Genomic DNA, 19341 nt, shown 5'->3' with positions numbered 1-19341 from the left:
CTACGCAGTCCAGCGGGAGCAAGCTCCCTCGCCACAGATACTTCTCAGGCCTCCAGACTTCCTTAAGTGAACAGCATCGCGCACAAGACGGGCTTTGTTGATTTTTGAGGGGAGAGGGTTCGCACAAGATGGGCGAACCAGAATTCATTGACTCTCTGGCACAGATTGCCGCGCTCGTAACACCACGATCCCCGGGGTCTTCGCGATGTAGTCCTTGAAGGGAGAGTCTACGACTTCCCGGTTCTTTTTCTTCGAAGAGGCATTACGCAGCACGGGCCCTTCGTCCTTGTTGATAAAGAACCCGGTATGGGTAACGTCGAGGCCGGCGAGTTGGGTGTAGATGCCAACGTAATCGCCAGTCTGCAAACGGCTGATCACATGGTCGTTAACAAACGCGCTGGGGATATAGGTAATCGTGCGCTCGGTCATGGGCACGCCCGGCAAGTAAGCGCTGCCATCGGCTTTTCGATTGAGGCGCTTAACCACGGTTACCGCATGAGGGCTGATTTGCGCGGTGACGTCGTCGGCCAGTTTTTGCTCGGCCTGCGACCAGTCGGTGAAGAAGTGCCGGCGATGCAGGTAATCGAGATTGCCGTTCACATAACGCGTCTGAATGAGGTTTTTGAAGAAGTCCGCTTCATTGTTGGACTTTCTCAGCGCTTCGACGTAATCCAGATAGGTGAAACAGTCCAGGCCCCTGAAGTCGACGACCAATGCTTCCGGCGTGGTAGCAGAGCCCTGCAACCTGTTCGCGGAATAGGGCCGTCCCAAAAACTCCCGTGAAATCAGATTGTTCATCTGCCCTATGTCTTCGGGATTGATCGCTGAGCGTTCTTTGAGCAGGGCATCCAGTTTGCTGGCGGTATAACCATCCATGTTCAGTGGGGCGTGCCCATTTGCGGAGGCTACGTTCTCCACTGCTTTCGTTTTCTCGACGGGCAGCCCAGTCCCGCACGCTGTCAGCATGGATACCAAAAGAAATACAGCAGACCTGCGCATTCGAGTTTCCATCGTTTTCGGCTGTTACGTCGTAAATGGTAATGTTTATTGATAGGTCTGTGGGGATTTTGAGACTGCCGGGGAAAGTTCAAAGCATTTTTTTCGGGAAATACCGACTGGGTACTTCGCCCAGTACTCGACGGAAAACACTGGTGAAGGCACTCGGGCTGCTATAGCCCAGATCAGTTGCCACCCGCGTAATTGCCTCTCCGTTACCCAAACGCACCACGGCCGCCAACAGACATGCCTGCTGACGCCATTCGACAAAGCTGATACCGGTTTGTTGGCGAAACAGCCGGGTAAATGTGCGGCGGCTCATCCCGACCTGCCGAGTCATATCATCAATTCCGGTTTCCAGTGACGGTTGCTCCAGCAGCTTTCGACAGACGTGCACCAGCCGTGGTTCGCTCGGAAGCGGTGCATTGAGCGATAAGGGCGACATGCCGGCTATTTCGTGGAGCAGCAAGGTCATCAAGTGTCCGTCCAGATCTTCCTTGGCATACAGTGCCGGAACGTCCATGGCCCGGATCAGCAGTTGTTTGAGCAATGCCGAGACGCCGAATACCTGGCAGTGCGCAGGCAGACCGAGTCGAGCGGCGGCGCGGTTACGGATGTAGGTATTAAGCATGGTCACCGGTCCGCTCATGCTCATCTCATGGGGGACGCCCGCCGGTACCCAGATAGCTCTTTGTGGGGGGACGACCCAGTTGCCCTGGCGAGTGAATACCGTGATGACGCCACAGGCGGCGTAGGCAAACTGGCCACGTCGGTGCGTATGCAGAGCAAAGTGCTGGCCATCCAGATAGTTATTGGCCGTGACCACTGCATCGCGGGGAGTGTTTTCGTAGGGATCTATTTCAGTTTCGCGCATGGCCCGAATTTAATGATCTATGACCTGATAGTGCAAGCGAGCCATTGCCCCTGTTGCGCATAGTGGCGTCGTGGTTGGGGCATACAGCCACTGGCCCGGCATACTGGAAATAGAACTTCATGCAGAAAAAACACCTGATCCTGGCCGTGTTGGTGACGGCTGTCTGGGGTCTGAACTTTCCCATCACCAAACTGGGTCTGGCGGCTATTGATCCACTGCTGCTGACGGCTCTTCGCTTTACGCTGGCGGCGTTGCCGTGGGTGTTTTTTGTCCGGCGGCCGTCGATCGCCATGGGGTGGTTGGCCGCCTATGGATTGATTTTCGGGGTCGCGATGTGGGCGTTGATCAACCTGGGCATCGAACTGGGTGTGCCACCAGGGACCGCAGCCCTGTTGATTCAGTTCAGTGCATTTTTTACCTTGGGTTGGGGGGTGTTGCTGTTTCGCGAGCAATTGAGCCTTGGACAGACTCTTGGGGTGGGGCTTGCAGCGCTGGGTTTGATCAGCATTATTTTCAGCAGCCCGGGCCAGGCAACGACAGTGGGTTATGGCTTGTTGCTGGTGAGTGCATTTAGCTGGAGTGTCGGCAACATCATCATCAAACAGTCAAAGGTCCGGGAAATGTTTGCCTTTGTGGTATGGGCCAGCCTGTTCCCGCCGATCCCCTTACTGGCGCTCACCTGGCTGGCGCACGGTTCCGCTCCGTTTACCTCCCTGGTCGCACACCTTGAATGGGTGTCAGTGTTCTCGCTGTTGTTTCAAGTCTACGCGGCGACACATTTCTGTTATTGGGGCTGGAATCTACTGCTGCGAGAGTACCCGGTTTCGAGGGTGGCACCGCTGTCTTTACTGATACCGGTATTTGGCGTCGCCGGCTCGATGCTGATGCTCGGGCATCGGGTTGATTTCAACGAAGGGATTTCTATTGCGTTGATCCTGTCGGCGCTTGCAGTGGGGTTGATGAAGGGGCGCGAGCGGGTGCGGATTGCACAGGCTGGTGAATAGGAGCGGGGGAGCTGGCGATGTTTGAACGAGCGCGATGAAAGACAGAGCACCGTTTCCGGGCTCCCATTTCGGTAGGTCAGGTGTCTCGACACAATCGCACCTGACGAAAACGTGCCGCTACGAATCCGAGTTGGCCAAGCTCCAGCACCTATCCCAGTTCATGGCCCAGTAGATCAATCAGATGATCCATGGTGACGCGTACAGCGGGGGAGCGCCGTACGTCAGCATGAACAGACATCCAGATATCCCGCGCTGTCGGTTCGTCATCAAGCTCAATCTTGACCAGCGCCGTATCTCGATCAGCGAGAAAACAGGGAAGTATCGCCACGCCGATGCCTGCTCGTGCGGCAGCTAGCTGCGTTGCGACATCGCTACTTTGAAGCACGAAGGGGCGCCCATCTGCAAAGCGTTGTATCCAGCGCTGTTGGGGAATTTGATGGAGCGCCTCCTCAAAGCCAATGAATGTCCAGGTCGGTGAGGGCCTCAACGCATACGCTGGGCTGGCATAGAGGCCGAGCTTCATTGAGCCTACCTTGCGAACAATGCGACCGGCTGTTTCAGGTCGTACGAACCCGATGGCGACGTCCGACTCCCCCTTTTCAAGTGAAGCAACACCTGAGGCCGCGCTGAGAATGACCTTGAGGGCCGGATAGTGCGAGCGCAAGCGGGCGAGACTCGGTGCTATCAATGCACTCGCCAGAATGGGGAGAGCACTCAGTCTCACGGTCCCTGACAAAGGAGCCGTACCACGTGCATGACGGCCTATCGCATCGGTGATGGCTTCCATCGGCATGGCAATCGCGGCCAGCGCCAAGCCGTCCTCCGTGAGTCGCGATGAGCGTGGCAGACGCTCCACCAGTTTCATCCCGAGAGATGTCTCAAGGGCCGTAATACGTCGGCCCACTGTTGCGTGATCGACGCGTAACTCTTTCCCCGCGGCAGTGAATGAGCCGAGGCGAGCAACGACAACAAAATGGTGCAGATCTTGCCAATTCATCATGAGTGCAATTTCGCACACTTGAGTTGCGCCAGCACGCGTTTTCCGGTTTTTCCCGTAACCCTATAGTCCCTGCATGCATCATCAGGCTTACCGCCCTGTGAGCAAATACGGGAAGACAATCATGATTTTGTTCTACGCGGCTGGGGCCAGTTCCCTTGCTCCTCATATTCTCCTGCGTGAAGCAGGCGCCTCCTTTTCGCTTGAGAAAGTTGATCTGATGAGTAAGCAGTGGTCCGGCGGAGATTACGACCTGATCAATCCGAAGTCGTACGTGCCGACCCTGAAAACAGACGATGGGGCGATCCTGACCGAGTGTGCCGTCATTCTGCAGTACATCTCGGATCAGCACTCGGAGCGCAATCTTCTCCCGGCGCCGGGGCGCTTTGAGCGCTATCGCGCACTGGAATGGCTTGGCTTCATTTCGACCGAGGTACACAAGAACTTCATCACGCCCGAGCGGCATGGCGGGGTCAGTGCAAACTTTCTGGCGAAGACGATCGAAGGGCAGAGCGCGACGCGGCGCCTGGTTTCGCCACGGCTAGCGTATGTCGATCATGAGCTGCGCGAGAGGGACTACCTGATGGGGGACGGGTTTTGCGCCCCTGACGCCTATCTGTTCACAATGCTAACGTGGGCCAAGCGATTAGAAATCGATCTATCGGCATGGGACAATTTGCAGGCCTATTTCCAGAGGGTCAGTGCAAGGTCGGCAGTGGGCGAGGCATTGAAGGTTGAAGGGCCTCCACATTCTTTGCGTCCTTTACATAACGTTTCCCCCTAACCGCTCCCGGCGAGGGCGCTTACGCGCAACGCGCCATGCCTGGCGCACGTATAAAAAGCCCGCATTTGCGGGCTTTTTTGCACTATCGGTGCTTACCAAAGCGGTACGACATAACTCACGTAGAGCCGGTTTTCATCCTGCTTGGTCTGGCCCGTCAGGCTCGGGTTGGCCTGGGCGTTTTTCCAGGTCACGCCCAGTCCCTTCAACTTGCCATCAGGCACCTGGTAGCTCAGCGCCAAGTCGCGCTCCCATTCGCTGTCGCCGCCTTTAGTTACTTTGATCTTATCGCCGTGCGCGTAAGTGGCCAGAAAGCCAAGGCCTTTGATGCCCAACTGACCGAAGTCGTATTTGTACTGAGCCATCCAGGTTTCTTCGCCAGCATGCTGGAATTTGTTCAGTTGCAGGTTGGTCAGTGCCGGTGTATCAGCGCCGGCGCCAGGACCTTGTCGGGCAGCGCCACTGTTAAGCCCGGAGTCCAGGTAAGGGAAGTCACTGTCACCTGTGTTTTTCTGGGCCCCCAAGCCAATGGTGTGGCCCGCCAGGCTGTAGCTTTCCATCAAACTGATAGTGGACTGGTTAATACGCCCCTTGGTCAAGCCGTCACCGTAAGAACCCGCGGTGGCAAAGTCGCTGTCGCCATTCGCGTTGCCGCCTACGCCCAGGCTGCGGTAGGCGCGGAAATCACTGAGGAGGCTACCGACCGGCAGCGCGCTGGTGTGCTTGGCGCCGATGAAGGCTTGTTGGTAGTAGTCCTGAAGATTGGAGTACCACAGGCTTAAGGTGGTGTCGGCAAGGCCTGTATAGTCAGCACCGCCATAGAGGAAGCGGTCGCTGAGTTTCGCACCGCCGCCAGTGGTCATGTCACTGTCGTTGCTTTCATTGCGAATTTTCGTCCGGACGATGTCGCCAGCCGTGAAGGTGAAGTCGGACAGGTCTTTCGACACCAGTTGCACGCCGGTGTTGGTCTGGTGGTACAGACGCCCATCGGTGTTGGCCAGCATCGGGTTATTTTGGCTGAGCATACCAACGCGCAACTCATCCTTGAGGAAGCGCATCTTGAAGGTCGGGCTCAAGACACTAAAGTCATTAGCGGATTTCCCATCATCCAGCGGGAACATGCTGCCGGGATAACGACTCTGGTGATCCTTGTTATTCAGGTCACCACCAGAGTCGAGCTTGAGGCCGTAAAAGGCCTCAAGATCGAGGCCGAAACCCACAGCACCGTCGGTATAACCGGAGCGGAAATTGAACTGAAAACCCTGTCCCCAGTCGCGGTAACTCTTGGCCTTGGCGGTGCTGCCCACCACGTCACGGCCTTGTTGATTGAGGTATCGGTTGAGCAGGGTCAAGTCGGCATGGCTGTCGTCGATGAAGTCCGCATGGGCAGGCAACATCGCGCCTCCCAGCAAAGCGCCAACGAGGGATACGGCTAGTTTCTTGATCATCATGGATCTCGTTCACAGGGTAATTCACCCTGCCGACGGACTTGTTCATCCAAGGCAATCCGTTACCCATGCATCGGCAGTTTTGCAGCGCTGATGCCAAGCATTTGAATCGCTGCAATATTTTGAAACGCATTAAGGGCTTCGAATATGACAATTCGGTTACGCGATCTTTAGATGTTCGTTGCATTGACCTGCATATAAAAAAGGCGCTGAAGAAGAAAACGAAGTGTGTCCCCGATGGAGTTCAGTTAGGACGTAGCCAGGAAACAGGTTTGGACAGCGCCGCGAATGACGCTGGTGGAGTTGCGGGAATCGATCATTTCTTTTGCTGACCAGGTCTGGCATCGCGAAGAGCGTGGCGTAACCAATTTCAAATGCAGTGGTTTATGAGTCGAGGCGTAGCCTTACTTGCTCGCATTCGGGATGCGGAGGATATCAAGGGGGGAGGTGGGGAAGGCTGGCAAGCTGAAAGTCGTTTTCAAGCTGGGCCTGATCCAGGTTGAGTATCGCGAGGTTGATCCGCAGGCTCGGAATGGGAAACAACGTCATGCCGCGTTTCTGGCAGAGTTGCTTGCGCAACAAGCTAGAACCCCAGATGCAACAAAGCCCGCACTAGGCGGGCTTTGTTGATGCTTTGTTTGGTGGGCCGGGGTCCTGTCGGGGCGCGTGCGGATTCAGTTCGAGACCGGCGAATCCCTCGGCATCGGTTGCCGCGAAACAACCTATTTCAATAGCTCAATTGGTCATATCTATCTGGCGGAAGGCGAGGAGGGGGCAGTTGCTGAAGTGATGGTAGTGATGCCGGAATCATGAGGTTGTCGGAGTCAGTTAAAACCAACTTTTTAAACACCCTGAGTCTTCACGTTGTTAGAGTTTATCTGTAAAAAACAAGGCCTGTAATGGAGTGTGTACACCTTTTTTAAGTGCTGTTCAGCTCGCGTTCAGAAAGCGCACGCATCTGGATAGTTTGAATAAATAGGCTGTACTGCTTTTAACAACTCTTTACTTTTGCAATCTGGATGGCCCAAAAACAACATGGTAGCCTGCGCATTTTCAGGGGCGGTAGGGTCACATGAAACGGTTAAAGGAAGTGGCTGTAAATAAGCCATGCTCATTTATTTTCATAATGGTATTTGTTATATTGGCTATTCTGCAATATAAGCCTGCCGTGCTCAATTACACCACGCGCTTTGTCGACTTTGCCCAGTATATGTTGCAGCATGGAATTACGCTGTTTCCAATCGCTGATGATCTGCAGCCATACCCTGATTATACGGTGCTCAACACGCTCCTCGTGTATCTGGTTTCCTTGCCGTTTGGCCGTGTATCCATCCTTTCGATGGGTTTCCCTTTTTGTGTTGCCGCCGCCTTGATGCTGGTGTTTATTTACAAGCTGGGTGCGCTGCATGAAAAAAAATGGGGTGCCTATGGTGTTGTGTTTGCTCTGTTCACTTGGTCATTCTTGGACGGCGTAAACTCCTTGGCGCTGGATGTATACCCTGCACTTTTTACCGTGATGTGCTTCTACCTGGCCTATTCGGGAGAGGTGCATAAACAACGTTTTCGGTTGCTACTGGTACTCGCGGGGCTTGCGCTGGGCTTTGCATTTCGTGGCCCTATTGGCCTGATCGGCCCTGCCAGTGTAGTTGCCTCCTATTATCTGTTAAGCCGGCAGTGGCGCATGCTGGTGGTGTTCTCCTTGTTCGCGGGCCTCGTCCTGGCCACAGGTATTGCAGTGCTGGCATGGGCTGCCTACGTACAAGGTGGTGACGCCTTTCTACAAGAGGTCTTGATCATGCAGGGGTTGGGGCGGTTTGGCAGTGATCACGCGCCCCGTTATTACTTCTATTTCTCTGCAGGCTTGCTGACCTATGGCGTAACCGCTTTTATTGCTTTGAGCGTCATCATCAAGAAGGGTAAGTATTTTTTTGAGCATTCAGCTCATCCGACCACGAACATGCTCTTGTATCTCACGGGCTGGCTCCTTGTGGTAGTCGTGCTGTTCACGATTCCAAGCTCTAAAAAGGCGCGTTATGTACTTTCAATTACCCCCGCCATTTCCTTGTTGGCTGCCTACATTTTTGTAGATCGCAGCCAACTATTTGCAAACGCCAGAGATAAGCTGTTGGGCTTTTGCTTGAACTTGCCAGTTATTGGGTTGGGACTGTTGCTGCTTGTATTTACATATGGTTTTTATGCTGTGACACCTCTTCGGCCAAACTATTTCGGTGCGTTAGTGGGGTTGATTTCCCTTGTTGCAGTTCGGCCCTGGATGGAGTCGAATTTCTGCGCGCATCCACATCGTGAGTTTGTAATTTTTTCTTTTGGTGCTATCGCTTTCCTTATATTGGATATGTTTTTCTTTAATTCTATTACTTACAACTTGGAGTTGGCCCATGAGCCGACACCAAAGTTTCTGCCTTATTGGTTTTGGTGAGGTGTGCGGTCAGATGGGTTGAGTTACTACAACTTCAACTTTCGTTTGACAACCAACAAGGCACCGATGCTAAGGGCGGCCGCGAGTATTAGATAAAGCTGTGGAAAAGGGGGGGAATTTATTTTTGACGGGTGTCCCCGATGGAGTTCGGCTAGGACGTAGCCAAGGAAATAGGCTTGGACAGCACCGCGAGTGATGCCAGTGAAGTTGCAGGCAACGATCATTTTTTTGCTGACTGGGTCTAGCATCGCGAAGAGCACGGCGTTGCTGGTTTCAAATGCGGTGGCTTGCGAGTCGAGGCGTAGCCGTACCTGCTCACATTCGGGTCGCGGAGGATATCAAGGTGGAGGCTGGCAAGCTGAAAGTCGTTTTCAAGCATGGCCTGATCCGGGTTGAGTATCGCGAGGTTGAGCTGCTGGCACGGATTGGAAAACAACGTAATGCCGCGTTCCGGGCCGGCTTTCAACAAAGAGTGCTTGCGCAACAAGCTAGAAGCCCCAAACCCCAGATGCAACAAAGCCCGCACTAGGCGGGCTTTGTTGATGCTTCGTTTGGTGGGCCGGGGTAATTTGAATTCGCTCAGTAACGTATTGATTTATAACATTAATATCTGCTTTTATTTTTAGTTGGAATACCAATTGGAATACCAATTGGAATACTGCACTCCACTTGACCACCCGTTTGCATTCGATCTGACCACCGATTGCATCGGAGTTGACCGGCACGCTTCGTAACCATGATAGGCAGAGAGCTGCTCGAAGCGCACATCCCGGTGGCATGCTTAGTGTGAGATTACGTCGTCTATTTCCCGAACTTCACCCGGTCCCTCCCCAGTGATGCGTTTGGTCATGTGGGACCGGGTGCAGTTTAGGTTCCCGTCGCGTCATAGTGCTCCTTGATCAACACCAGCATCTGCGCCTGGTGCCGGTCGATAGCAGGCGCATCCCATTCCATCTCGGCTTTGCCACTGAAGATGTGAGCAAGTTTGAGCGAGTCGTAACGGGGCTTGCCCTTGAAGTCTTCTCGCTTCTTACCGACGCGCTGGTTGCTATAGGACGAGTTTTCGCCAGGACTCAGCAGCACCAGGTTGCCAAAGCTGTCGAGGTGAACCTTAGCCAACTCAACGCCGAACTCCTCTCGCTGGGGATGGACATGCTCCACAGAGTTCTTCGAGGTGATTCGGTAGGCCGCCAGCTTGGACGCGTCATAGAAACCGAAACGGCTGCGCTCTCGCCAGAGAATGTATTCCAGTTTCTGGAACCAGTAATGCTCGAAGCGAGTGCCGTTGGGCTCCTTCAAGTCATCGATAACTGTGTCGATGCCCCGCATGGCGAAGTCATGACCGGCCAACAGCGCAAAGCTGGCTTCCTTCTGACTGTCCTTCGCCAGGGACAGTTGATTGTCAATGCGCTCCAGCAGCGCCACGACCTGCGTTTGCGTCTTTGCCTCGCCAGCCACCAACGCCCCGAGAAACGGCGTCAACCAATACTGCGCACTTCGCTCGCCGGTGAAGTTTCGCACACTCTGCAACTGGCTCAGGTCGCTGCTTTCCAGGCGGGTGCGGGCAAGTCGCCAGCCGTTGTCGGAGCGGCTTCGGCTGACGCTGGTTTGACGCAGATTCCAGATCTGGCTGTCAGCCTCCGGCAGCCATTTTACTACCCACAGGTCGAACTGATAACGCACCGCCCACAGGCATTCGATGAAGGCCTTGGCCTGTCTTTCGGTGGCGTGAGCGATGAAGTCGGCAAAGTAGTCGTTGAGCCGACTGTCATGCAGGCGCACCTCGACATCGTCCTGGCGGTGCTCCTTGAGATAGACGCGGTAGGCGTGCATTAGCAGGAGGCCAAAACTGATGATCGGGCGGCAATAACGCACTGGCTCCTGCCGTGCTTTGGACTTGTCCGATTCGACCACTGACAATCTGGCCAACTGTGCAATGGTCATACCCTGCACATCCCCGCCGGGGACGCGTTTGAGCGGGAAGGTCGTCGCACAATGCCTGGTCAGGTCATCCTGTTTCAGGCGCTTCCAATCCGCGTCCGGGAAGACCTTGCGCAGATTGCGCTCGAAGAAGTCTTCCATATTTTCACAGGCCTGCCAGATAGCATCGAAGCGCAGCTTCTGCGTCTCGATCACTGCCAGCAAACGCGACTTGAGAATGTCACTGTGCTCCAACTGCACGCCGCTATTGTTCATGGTCGAAAACAGTCGGTTCAGGTCCATGCCCGGGGGCATGATGTTGTTCACCCAGCGCACCTTCGCATACAGGTACTCGGCCACCTCGGCCAGATACGCCTCCCCCCGCTGGCTGCGCAACGCGCCCAACCGATCGGCAAGCGCCTTGCGGGCAGCGGCCAGGTGCTTGATGTAAGCTTCGTCCGACTCAGAGGTCCTGCCCGTATTTTCCTCGGCTTCAAGCCCGGCCCACGCCGCAAACAGTCGCTGCACTTCGTCACGAATGGCAAACGTCAGCCGGGGCTGCTTGTTCCATACGATGAACTTCGTCAGCGCGTTGTCGGGCACCACCGCCGTCAGCGCGAGGGCGAGCAGCATCAAGGTGGTCATGCGCTGCTGACCGTCGATCACTTCGTAGAGCGTGTGAGTTTGCCCTGAGTTGCGTGTGGTGACGGCGGACGTCAGTACCGTGCCGATATAGTAATGCGGCGCGTCGGTGTCGCAAGCCACCATGATCTGCTCCAGCAGACCAACAACATCCTCGCTCGGCCAGACATAAGGGCGCTGGTAGCTGGGGATGATCAGCGTGATCTCTGCAGCGCACAACAAGGCTGGCGCCTGGACATAGGAACGGACACTGGCACTCATTGCACACCTGCCTGGTTGGAAGAGCGTTTTTCGAGCATGTGGCTGATGACCTGCTTGAGTTCAACATCAAAGTCCGCCTGCAGCGCTTCGCCCGGCTTGCTCAAGTCCATCGAAAAGTACGCCTGCACAGTACGCACGAACCGGTACTTCACACTATTCTCGTCCAGTCGCTCGGCAATGGAATAACTGAACATCTGCAAAATCTCGATCAGCTCGTCATGGGTGTAGCTGTAGGCGATCCAGTCCAGCACCGGATTGTGCTCGGCAAAACTCTGCGCTGTGCTTTCACGCACGGCCTTTTCATTGCTCAACCGCGGAGAGAAGATCACCCTGAACAACCAGCACCCCGCCTCCAACAGCCCTTGTCGACCAAACTGGCTGACATACAGCAACACCGCACAGTCAAAGAGCTTGCGTAAAAACTCGCTGCCGTTGGCCTTAACCACCAACTCGTCGTAGAGCTGATGAAAAGGCGCAAGGCTATCGTCATCACGCCTGATCAATACCGTCCGACGCAGCTCATGGAAATAATCGAAGAAGTGAATGGCATTGGTACCGGCATTGATTGGCTGGCGCATCGCGTATCCACTTTCCACCTGCAAAGCCTGGCCCTGGCCAAAATGGCTGACCCGCGCGGTGCGATACGCCACATCCAGGCCCTGCCCGGTGCGCTCGGCCAACTCCGCGACGATCTCCTCACGCATCTGCAGCGGCTGGCGGTGGCTCGAGAGACTGCGCCACTTCAGCTGTTGCCAATGACGCGCCTTCATCAGCGCATCCATCGTGTCGTCCAACTTGCCCCAGGCCTCCCAGCGCCGCGCGTGCTTGTCCTGCTCCTGCCGCGACACCCCACGCAAGTGGTGCGCCTTGAGGATCGCCGGGCCGTCCAGTCGGACCCCGCCGGTGTTCTGCGTCTCGAAAAAGCGATAGGCGTCATCCTCACTGCGGGTGACGACCAAGGTGATGTTCATCCGAGAGAAGTCCACCGATGGCAACGGCTGTTGCTCAAGCCAGCGCAGATTGCCCAGGGCGCGGGTCTGGGACTCTGGAGAGGCCAATTCGATGCCTTTGGCGAGATCTCGTTGCTTCAGCACATGCGCCAGCAATGCCAGGGTAATCAGGCGCTGCTGGCCATCTATGATGTTCAAGATGTCGGTGCGCATCCTTGGCGGGCGCGATTGGTGGACGATGATGCTACCCAGATAGAAGTCGTGTTCAGGCGGCGATGCACCCACAGACGGTGAGAAGTATTCGGTGAGATCGTTCAGTAGGCGTTGCAGGTGTTTGATCTGCCAGCGGTAAGGGCGCTGGTATTCGGGGATGGTCAACCGGCCTTCAATGTGGCGGTCGTCGCTGCCGCGGATCGACTCGCTGCTTAGCAAGGCGGCAACGGAGGTGCTTGCTACGACGATATCGGAGGTAACGAGGCCGCTTAGCAGCGTTTGAAGTTCGTCCTTGAGGGGCTGCGTCATGTGTAGCGTTTTCCTTGGAGTTGGCGGAACCTGCGGGACGGGTGGAATGACAAGTCTCATCCCAAGTGATGGCTTGATGATGTCAGCGAGGCGAGGTGGAAACAAGCAGGCGATGCACGCAGGGGGACGCAGCCAGCAAGGCCACCAAACGTCGACAACATTTTTCCGAGGCAGCGCTGCCTCTGACTATGCGTTTGGGCCCATTTGCCAGTGTCCGCCTCTGGCCGATTCGGTTGAAAAAGTCGGCTTGTGGTCAGCTTTTTATCGATATAGGTATTTTAAAATCAACAACTTATTGTTTTTATAGAACCATTAGTTCCCTCATTTTTCCCTGATTTTTCCGGTAAAGGACCGGCTTTTCTGGGAGGTTTTTGCTCTTTGTTTTTACACCGTGCTTCCATTGAACCGCCTGCGGAGAAACTATCGAGGAGGTCCTGCCCTTTGAACGTGTGTCGTATGTTCTCTCATGCCAGTAGGAAAGGTCAGATCCTAGGCCGGCACTAGGCATTTTATTTTCTCATTACCCAAATGCTAGGTCAGTTTGGTTGGTTCAGCGATGAGATGGCGGCCAATTTGGTCAGCAGCCTACTGACGAGTTAACTCTGGATAGAGCTTCTTTCCTCGAACATCGTTGAAATAATCACGGTCCTAGTCGTGAGGAAATACTGACCGTTGACTCGGCCTGGATGAGCTATTAAGCAAGCGAGGGATGTTGGCGCTGGATATGTTGAGAGGGGCCGGGGGGATTGATAGATTTAACTTTTGATTTTTTGAGAGTTTTTTCATTGTTCATGAAATCATCTAAAGTGTTCCCGAAAAACCAAAATGCACCCCGGATTTTGATAGCTTTTAGAAATTACCTAAAAGTGCCAAAAACGGCTTCCTTTCAGCGGTTTGTATTGGAAACGACAGTAGCCTTTGACGAACTTAATGCGGATTGAGGTCATGGGCGACGATCTAAACTTCCTCCCAAGCCAGGTCGTGCCGCTATACATCATGTGTGATTTTTGACTGTCTGTGAGGGCTCGTAGTCGGTCGGCGCGATAATAGAACGTACCAGGGGCTACTTGATGCTTGTGGAAATGCGCGATGCGATGGCGACAGCGGAAGGCTTCGGTATAGCGCATCAACGGGATGCCGATGAGGGGGCGCAAAAGCATGACTCATGACCAAGGCGGGCGATGGCCAGCACGCCGAGATTGTCCAGAGTACGGGGGAGCGATCTACTTCTGCGACCCGCGTCAACGATGGCAGCGTGGCAGCAATGGCCTGGTCTGCCAGTCCCTTACTAAGGGCGCGGACTTGTTGACATGTAGTCAAGAGCAACTGGATAAATTTGCGTATCTGCTGAACACTCGTACGCGCAAACGTTTTGAATGGCAGTGTCTGATGGAAGTGATTACACAACTAGAGGGAATGCATCATGTTGCACTGGTATCAGCGCAATAACCGTACTGCACTCACTCCTTCCTGAAGGCGCCGAGTGAATTAAAAAGCGATGGCCTTCTAAGTGAAAGAATTAATAAGTCCCCGTTATGTGGGGAGATGCCTGATCATGCTAATTCTTGATGTTTTCTGGGTTTATACCTTAAAGATTGCACGCATCAAACTAATAAATGGGGTATAATGAGAAAATTATTGCGTGATGGTTGTGAGAAGTTAACAGATGAGTAAGTCCGGGCTAAACAATCGGAAAGTTAAGACGCTAATATCTTTATTTTCCGGTGCTGGTGGTCTTGATATTGGTTTGGCTGAGGCGGGATTTGATGTTCGCTTGTGTGTTGAGATTGACGAGGACGCACAAGAAACAATTAGAATTAATCATCCTGGCTGGGCTCTAGCAAGTCCTGGCGATATTCATGAACTCACGCCGGAGAATATTTTGCGCCAGGCTGGATTGAAGCCAAAGGAATTAACTCTATTGGCAGGAGGCCCGCCATGTCAGCCTTTTTCGAAATCTGGATACTGGGCAAGTGGTGATTCTGCAAGGCTAGATGACCCTCGTTCAAATACACTTGCCGCATATTTGAGTGTGGTGGGTGAGGCTTTGCCTGAAATATTACTAATAGAAAATGTAAAGGGAATAAATTTTAAAAATAAAAATGAAGGTATGTGTTATTTGTTAGAAGGTTTGGGGGAGATCAATCAGATTTCAGGGGTCAAATACTCGCCGCAAATATTTAATCTAAATGCGGCGGATTATGGTGTTCCGCAACTTCGAGAGCGTGTATTTATAATTGCTCATCGTGAAGGTCTTGAGTTTCAATTGCCGAAGCCAACCCACATGTCAGATGAGGAGTTAAGTTTTACAACTCCGGCAGATCATCATCGTACTGTTTGGGATGCGATTGGAGATCTTGATTCTGCAGTATGGTCGGAGGATTTGAATGTTCAGGGTAAGTGGCAAGATCTTTTGCCGTCAATACCAGAAGGACAAAACTATCAGTGGCACACAGAGCGCTCAGGTGGTAAATCAATATTTGGATGGCGCACACGTTTTTGGTCTTTTTTGTTAAAGCTTTCTAAAAATAAGCCTAGTTGGACAATTCAGGCTCAACCAGGTCCAGCAACTGGTCCATTTCATTGGAAAAGTAGACAGCTATCTATCCGAGAGTTGGCGCGTATACAAACATTTCCTGACCATATTGAATTTTCAGGAAGTCGCCGATCAGCGATAAAGCAGATTGGAAATGCAGTGCCTCCTGCTATTGGGGAATTATTTGGTTTAGAGTTTTGCAGGCAATTCTTTAAAGAAAATGTACGCACAACATTACAGCTAATTCCAAAGAAGAGAAAAGATTGTCCCGGGCCGGAAAGGTGCAAGCCAGTGCCACTGAAGTATTTAGATTTAATTGGCGAGTACGCGGATCATCCAGGAACAGGGAAGGGGCCGGGAGCGGTATTGAGAAAATAGAGAAGTCGCCTAATTTTTAAATGGGTGAAATGCTCACTAATAATGTTATGTGAGGGGCTTTGAATATTATTCCAGTAGTTGAAACTTTGCTTAGATATCTTACTCGCGTTCGTCTTTCTGAGGTGGCTCGCTTATATGGCATAGCACTGCCGGAAAAAGCTCGTGAGCAGCAGGTCGCATATTTGCTGAATGCAGTTGAGATTAAATTCGGTACTTTACTTGGCCGCTTGACTCGAGATGAACTTCGTCGAGCTTGCCGTGCACATGGTCTAGACGACTCAGCTCGATCCAGAACAGAACTGGCAGACACTTTGTTTTCTGCTGCTGGCGGAGAAAAGAGCGATCTCCAAATAGAGGGGCTTTTTGCTACCAGTCGTACTAATCGCGAGGCACCTGTTGCTGGTAATGTAATTCGATTGCGGCATCGTCAATGGTTGGTTGAGGACGTAGTTGCTCCGCCTGAGCCAAGTCAGCTCACCCTAGTTAAAGCAGTCTGTTTAGATGATGACAATCAAGGCGAGCCTATTGAAGTTCTTTGGGAAATGGAGCTTGGCGCGCAGCTTGTTGATCAGAAGATGGGGGGGGTAGGTAGTGATATAGATGAGCCTCGGCTATTTGCTGCCTACTTGCATGCCCTTAAGTGGAACTCAGTAACAGCAACTGATCCTAATTTGTTTCAGGCTCCATTTCGAGCAGGGATCATGCTGCAGGCTCATCAGTTAGAGCCGTTACGTCGCGCGCTGTCTTTACCTCGAGCCAACTTATTTATTGCGGATGACGTTGGTCTTGGAAAAACCATCGAGGCTGGGCTTGTAATGCAAGAGCTACTGCTTCGCCAGCGTGTAGAATTTATTCTGGTCTCATGTCCTGCGTCTGTATGTCTTCAATGGCGCGATGAAATGTTCAAACGCTTTGGGCTTCAGTTTGAAGTCATGAACCGAGCATTTGTAGATCGACGTCGGCGAGAGCGTGGTTTCGGGGTAAACCCATGGAGTACACACAATCGTTTTATTATCTCGCACGATTTGTTGCGACGCCCCGAATATCGAGAACCACTTTTAAATACGCTGGGGGATCGTGCTAAGCGTAGTCTGCTTGTTTTGGATGAGGCGCATGTCGCGGCACCGTCATCAGCAGGTAAATATGCTATAGACTCTAATATCACCAAAGTAGTTCGAGATGTAGCGCCTCGATTCGAGAATCGCCTCTTTCTCAGTGCAACACCTCATAATGGCCACTCCAATAGTTTCGCTTCTTTGCTTGAGTTGCTTGATCCTCAGCGCTTTACCCGTGGCGTACCTGTAACAGACGCAAAACAGCGTGACGCTGTCATGGTACGAAGACTTAAAGAAGATCTTCGCATACTGAATCGCGGCTCTTACCCGCTGCGTAAGGTTGTCCGGCACAGCCTTAAGCATGACGGAGTAACTTGGATGGGCATTGAAACTTCAAATGCCGCTTCAAGCCCTGTACAAAATATCGGTGGTGAAGCACCCTTCGAACTGAAATTGGCAACAATGCTGAGCCAGTACACTGTTCTTCGTACTGAGGTTGGCAAAGGCGGCAGGCTCGCGCTGGTCAATCTTCAAAAACGTTTGCTAAGTAGTGTTCCAGCGTTTACCAAAACATTGAAAAAACACGTTGCTGTCAAAATCGGTGTAACAGCATTTAGAGAGGCCGCTACATTAAGTTCGGAAAAACTCGAACTAGATGATTTTTATGGTGATGATATCGAAGATGACGCTGCCGAGCTTGAAGCGGTAGCGGCAGCAACAGCCAAATTAGCGCCACCCAGTGAGCAAGCTCACAAGCTTCTTATGGATATGAGCGAGTTAGCGCAGAGACACCAAGATGATCCCGATGCAAAAATTCTCGGTTTCCTGTCATGGGTTCGACAAAACCAGTGCCCCGCAGCAGGGCTTGGGCCAGAGGATGCCGCTAGCAAAGCGTGGAACGGCCTGCGTGTGATTATTTTTACTGAGTCGATGGACACCAAAGTCTATATCGAGCGTCAGCTGCAACGCGCATTAGCTCTCACCCAAAATGGCCACCGCCGCGTAATGACATTTCACGGCGGCCTCGGTGATGATAAACGTGCGGAGATTCAACAAGCATTCAATAGCCCACCTAACGAACATCCCGTACGCATTTTAATTGCAACAGATGCCGCCCGTGAAGGTGTGAACTTGCAAGGGCATTGTGCCGATCTATTTCATTTCGATGTGCCATGGAATCCTGCGCGTATGGAGCAGCGTAACGGCCGAATCGATAGAACATTGCAAAGCGAGCCTGAAGTGCGTTGCCACTACTTTGTCTACGATGACAGAGAGGAAGATATTGTTCTCGATAAACTAGTTAAGAAAGTCGATACCATTCAGCGCGAACTCGGCTCACTTAGCGCGGTCATAATGGGGCGCATCGAATCTCAACTTGAGAAGGAAGGGATACACGCTAACACCGTTTCACAGCTAGACGAAAATGAGCGAGAAAAAAAACAGCAAGCAATTGCCGCTAAAGAATTAGAGCAAACTCGTTCAACACAACTGGAATTGGCAGGAGAGTTGGAAAAATTAGATGAGATATTGGCTCGTTCCGAGAGAGTGACCTCCTATGAACCAAAACTCCTACGCGACGTAATTAACGCGGGGCTAGAACTCAGCGGTGCAGCACCTTTGATACCAGCGCCAGGCGCTGTTCCAGGTGCTGAAGCATTCAGGCTTCCGGTGCTTCCAGAATCCTGGGCCGGTACAGTCGACAGCCTCAGAGTACCGCGTGGTCGAGATGAGTATTTCAGTGATTGGCGCGCAAAAGATCCGCTACCGGTGCTATTTGAACCACCACCAAAAATGAACAGTGCGGCGGTACAGCTTCACCTTTCACACCCCTTAGTGAAGCGAGTATTCAGCCGATTTCTTTCGCAAGGTTATTCATCTCACGATCTCAATCGAGTCACGATTGTTCGTAGTAACGATAGCCTAATCCGTGTCATCGTCTTTGGGCGGCTATCGCTTTTTGGTAAAGGTGCAGCGCGCTTGCACGATCAACTGGTCAGCGTTGCCGCTCGGTGGGTTGAAACAAGTGACTCCCCGTTAAAACCTTTTGCAGAAGATGCCGATAGAAGAGCGCTCGATTCCCTTGAGCAGGTACTCGTTGAGTCGCCAACCCTTGAAGGGATTTCAGACAGCGTCAGAGAAAAGGTAATCGCCGCAGCACCTACGCTGTTCAGTCAGCTGTGGGAATATGTTGAGGCTGAAGCGGATGCGCGCGCGCAAGAAGCATTACTTGATCTTGAGCGAAGAGGTCTAGACGAAGCGCAGCAATTAGAAGAAATTCTCAAGCGTCAGCGCGATGCAATTGAACGGCAATTGCAACTTAAAGCACCTCAGCTAGCTTTCGATTTCGAAACCCTCACCAAGGGCGAACAAAAGCAGGTAGAGGCAGAGAGAAAGCACATGGAGCAACGGTTGATAGCAATTGATCGAGAGATATTGGAGGAGCCTGACGACTTGAAATCTCTTTACCACGTTAGTCTACGGCGATTGCAGCCTGTGGGGCTGGTTGTACTGTGGCCGAAGACAAGAGGGTAGGAATCAGG

At 52.8% G+C, this 19341-nt stretch carries 11 protein-coding genes and 2 pseudogenes; 7 read left to right on the top strand and 6 right to left on the bottom strand.

The annotated features are described in order from the left end of the window. Positions 1–144 precede the first annotated feature (144 nt). Both AC1RJ3_RS26245 and AC1RJ3_RS26240 read right to left on the bottom strand, forming a co-directional pair. Positions 145–999, bottom strand: a complete 855-nt coding sequence (locus AC1RJ3_RS26245; RefSeq protein WP_347928039.1) for a DUF1460 domain-containing protein — start codon at positions 997–999, stop codon at positions 145–147. A gap of 88 nt (positions 1000–1087) precedes the next feature. Beyond that, positions 1088–1870, bottom strand: a complete 783-nt coding sequence (locus AC1RJ3_RS26240) for an AraC family transcriptional regulator (protein WP_489111799.1) — start codon at positions 1868–1870, stop codon at positions 1088–1090. A 119-nt stretch (positions 1871–1989) separates the two neighbouring features. On the opposite strand from AC1RJ3_RS26240, the gene AC1RJ3_RS26235 reads away from it, so the two are divergent. After that, positions 1990–2874, top strand: a complete 885-nt coding sequence (locus AC1RJ3_RS26235; RefSeq protein ID WP_054594087.1) for an EamA family transporter — start codon at positions 1990–1992, stop codon at positions 2872–2874. A 148-nt stretch (positions 2875–3022) separates the two neighbouring features. Here the strand turns inward: AC1RJ3_RS26235 and AC1RJ3_RS26230 are convergent, their stop codons facing one another. Further along, positions 3023–3874, bottom strand: coding sequence for a LysR family transcriptional regulator (locus AC1RJ3_RS26230; RefSeq protein ID WP_054598182.1), 852 nt, complete (start codon positions 3872–3874; stop codon positions 3023–3025). A gap of 121 nt (positions 3875–3995) precedes the next feature. Here AC1RJ3_RS26230 and gstA point away from each other — a divergent pair, with 121 nt between their 5' ends. Further along, entirely contained in the window at positions 3996–4655 is a 660-nt protein-coding gene (gene gstA, locus AC1RJ3_RS26225; RefSeq protein WP_493081330.1) for a glutathione transferase GstA, read from the top strand. A 92-nt stretch (positions 4656–4747) separates the two neighbouring features. Here gstA and AC1RJ3_RS26220 read toward each other — a convergent pair whose 3' ends face one another. Continuing rightward, positions 4748–6100, bottom strand: a complete 1353-nt coding sequence (locus tag AC1RJ3_RS26220; protein ID WP_493081328.1) for an OprD family outer membrane porin — start codon at positions 6098–6100, stop codon at positions 4748–4750. 642 nt (positions 6101–6742) lie between these two features. On the opposite strand from AC1RJ3_RS26220, the pseudogene AC1RJ3_RS26215 reads away from it, so the two are divergent. Next, positions 6743–6913, top strand: a pseudogene (locus AC1RJ3_RS26215) (cupin domain-containing protein); the annotation flags it as partial. Positions 6914–7172: 259 nt separating this feature from the next. Further along, on the top strand, positions 7173–8537 hold the full coding sequence (locus AC1RJ3_RS26210; protein WP_493081326.1) for an ArnT family glycosyltransferase: 1365 nt from the start codon (positions 7173–7175) through the stop codon (positions 8535–8537). 867 nt (positions 8538–9404) lie between these two features. On the opposite strand, the gene AC1RJ3_RS26205 is transcribed toward AC1RJ3_RS26210, so the two are convergent. Together AC1RJ3_RS26205 and AC1RJ3_RS26200 are read right to left on the bottom strand one after the other, a co-directional pair. After that, the gene (locus AC1RJ3_RS26205; RefSeq protein ID WP_493081324.1) at positions 9405–11360 is read right to left on the bottom strand and encodes a DUF262 domain-containing protein; all 1956 of its coding nucleotides are present in this window, start codon (positions 11358–11360) and stop codon (positions 9405–9407) included. Next, positions 11357–12832 carry a DUF262 domain-containing protein gene (locus tag AC1RJ3_RS26200; protein ID WP_493081322.1) on the bottom strand — a complete coding sequence of 492 codons (1476 nt, stop codon included), beginning with the start codon at positions 12830–12832 and terminating at the stop codon, positions 11357–11359. Before AC1RJ3_RS26200 ends, AC1RJ3_RS26205 begins: the two co-directional genes overlap by 4 nt. Positions 12833–13863: 1031 nt before the next feature. Here AC1RJ3_RS26200 and AC1RJ3_RS26195 point away from each other — a divergent pair. The 3 genes and pseudogenes from AC1RJ3_RS26195 to drmD all read left to right on the top strand — a co-directional run. Further along, positions 13864–14281, top strand: a pseudogene (locus AC1RJ3_RS26195) (transposase); the annotation flags it as partial. A gap of 217 nt (positions 14282–14498) precedes the next feature. Next, positions 14499–15746, top strand: a complete 1248-nt coding sequence (locus AC1RJ3_RS26190) for a DNA cytosine methyltransferase (protein ID WP_493081320.1) — start codon at positions 14499–14501, stop codon at positions 15744–15746. 59 nt (positions 15747–15805) lie between these two features. Next, the gene (gene drmD, locus AC1RJ3_RS26185) at positions 15806–19333 is read left to right on the top strand and encodes a DISARM system SNF2-like helicase DrmD (protein WP_493081318.1); all 3528 of its coding nucleotides are present in this window, start codon (positions 15806–15808) and stop codon (positions 19331–19333) included. Positions 19334–19341: the final 8 nt, after the last annotated feature.

Source organism: Pseudomonas sp. GW822-FHT04C11 (assembly GCF_058800905.1).
Note: the sequence above shows the minus strand (reverse complement) of the source record. Positions and strands in the feature narration are given on the sequence as shown.

Excerpts from the sequence above, each read along its gene's own strand:
- AC1RJ3_RS26245 (WP_347928039.1), bottom strand. The coding sequence starts at position 999 with ATGCGCAGGTCTGCTGTATTTCTTTTGGTATCCATGCTGACAGCGTGC.
- AC1RJ3_RS26240 (WP_489111799.1), bottom strand. The coding sequence starts at position 1,870 with ATGCGCGAAACTGAAATAGATCCCTACGAAAACACTCCCCGCGATGCA.
- AC1RJ3_RS26235 (WP_054594087.1), top strand. The coding sequence starts at position 1,990 with ATGCAGAAAAAACACCTGATCCTGGCCGTGTTGGTGACGGCTGTCTGG.
- AC1RJ3_RS26230 (WP_054598182.1), bottom strand. The coding sequence starts at position 3,874 with ATGATGAATTGGCAAGATCTGCACCATTTTGTTGTCGTTGCTCGCCTC.
- gstA (WP_493081330.1), top strand. The coding sequence starts at position 3,996 with ATGATTTTGTTCTACGCGGCTGGGGCCAGTTCCCTTGCTCCTCATATT.
- AC1RJ3_RS26220 (WP_493081328.1), bottom strand. The coding sequence starts at position 6,100 with ATGATCAAGAAACTAGCCGTATCCCTCGTTGGCGCTTTGCTGGGAGGC.
- AC1RJ3_RS26210 (WP_493081326.1), top strand. The coding sequence starts at position 7,173 with ATGAAACGGTTAAAGGAAGTGGCTGTAAATAAGCCATGCTCATTTATT.
- AC1RJ3_RS26205 (WP_493081324.1), bottom strand. The coding sequence starts at position 11,360 with ATGAGTGCCAGTGTCCGTTCCTATGTCCAGGCGCCAGCCTTGTTGTGC.
- AC1RJ3_RS26200 (WP_493081322.1), bottom strand. The coding sequence starts at position 12,832 with ATGACGCAGCCCCTCAAGGACGAACTTCAAACGCTGCTAAGCGGCCTC.
- AC1RJ3_RS26190 (WP_493081320.1), top strand. The coding sequence starts at position 14,499 with ATGAGTAAGTCCGGGCTAAACAATCGGAAAGTTAAGACGCTAATATCT.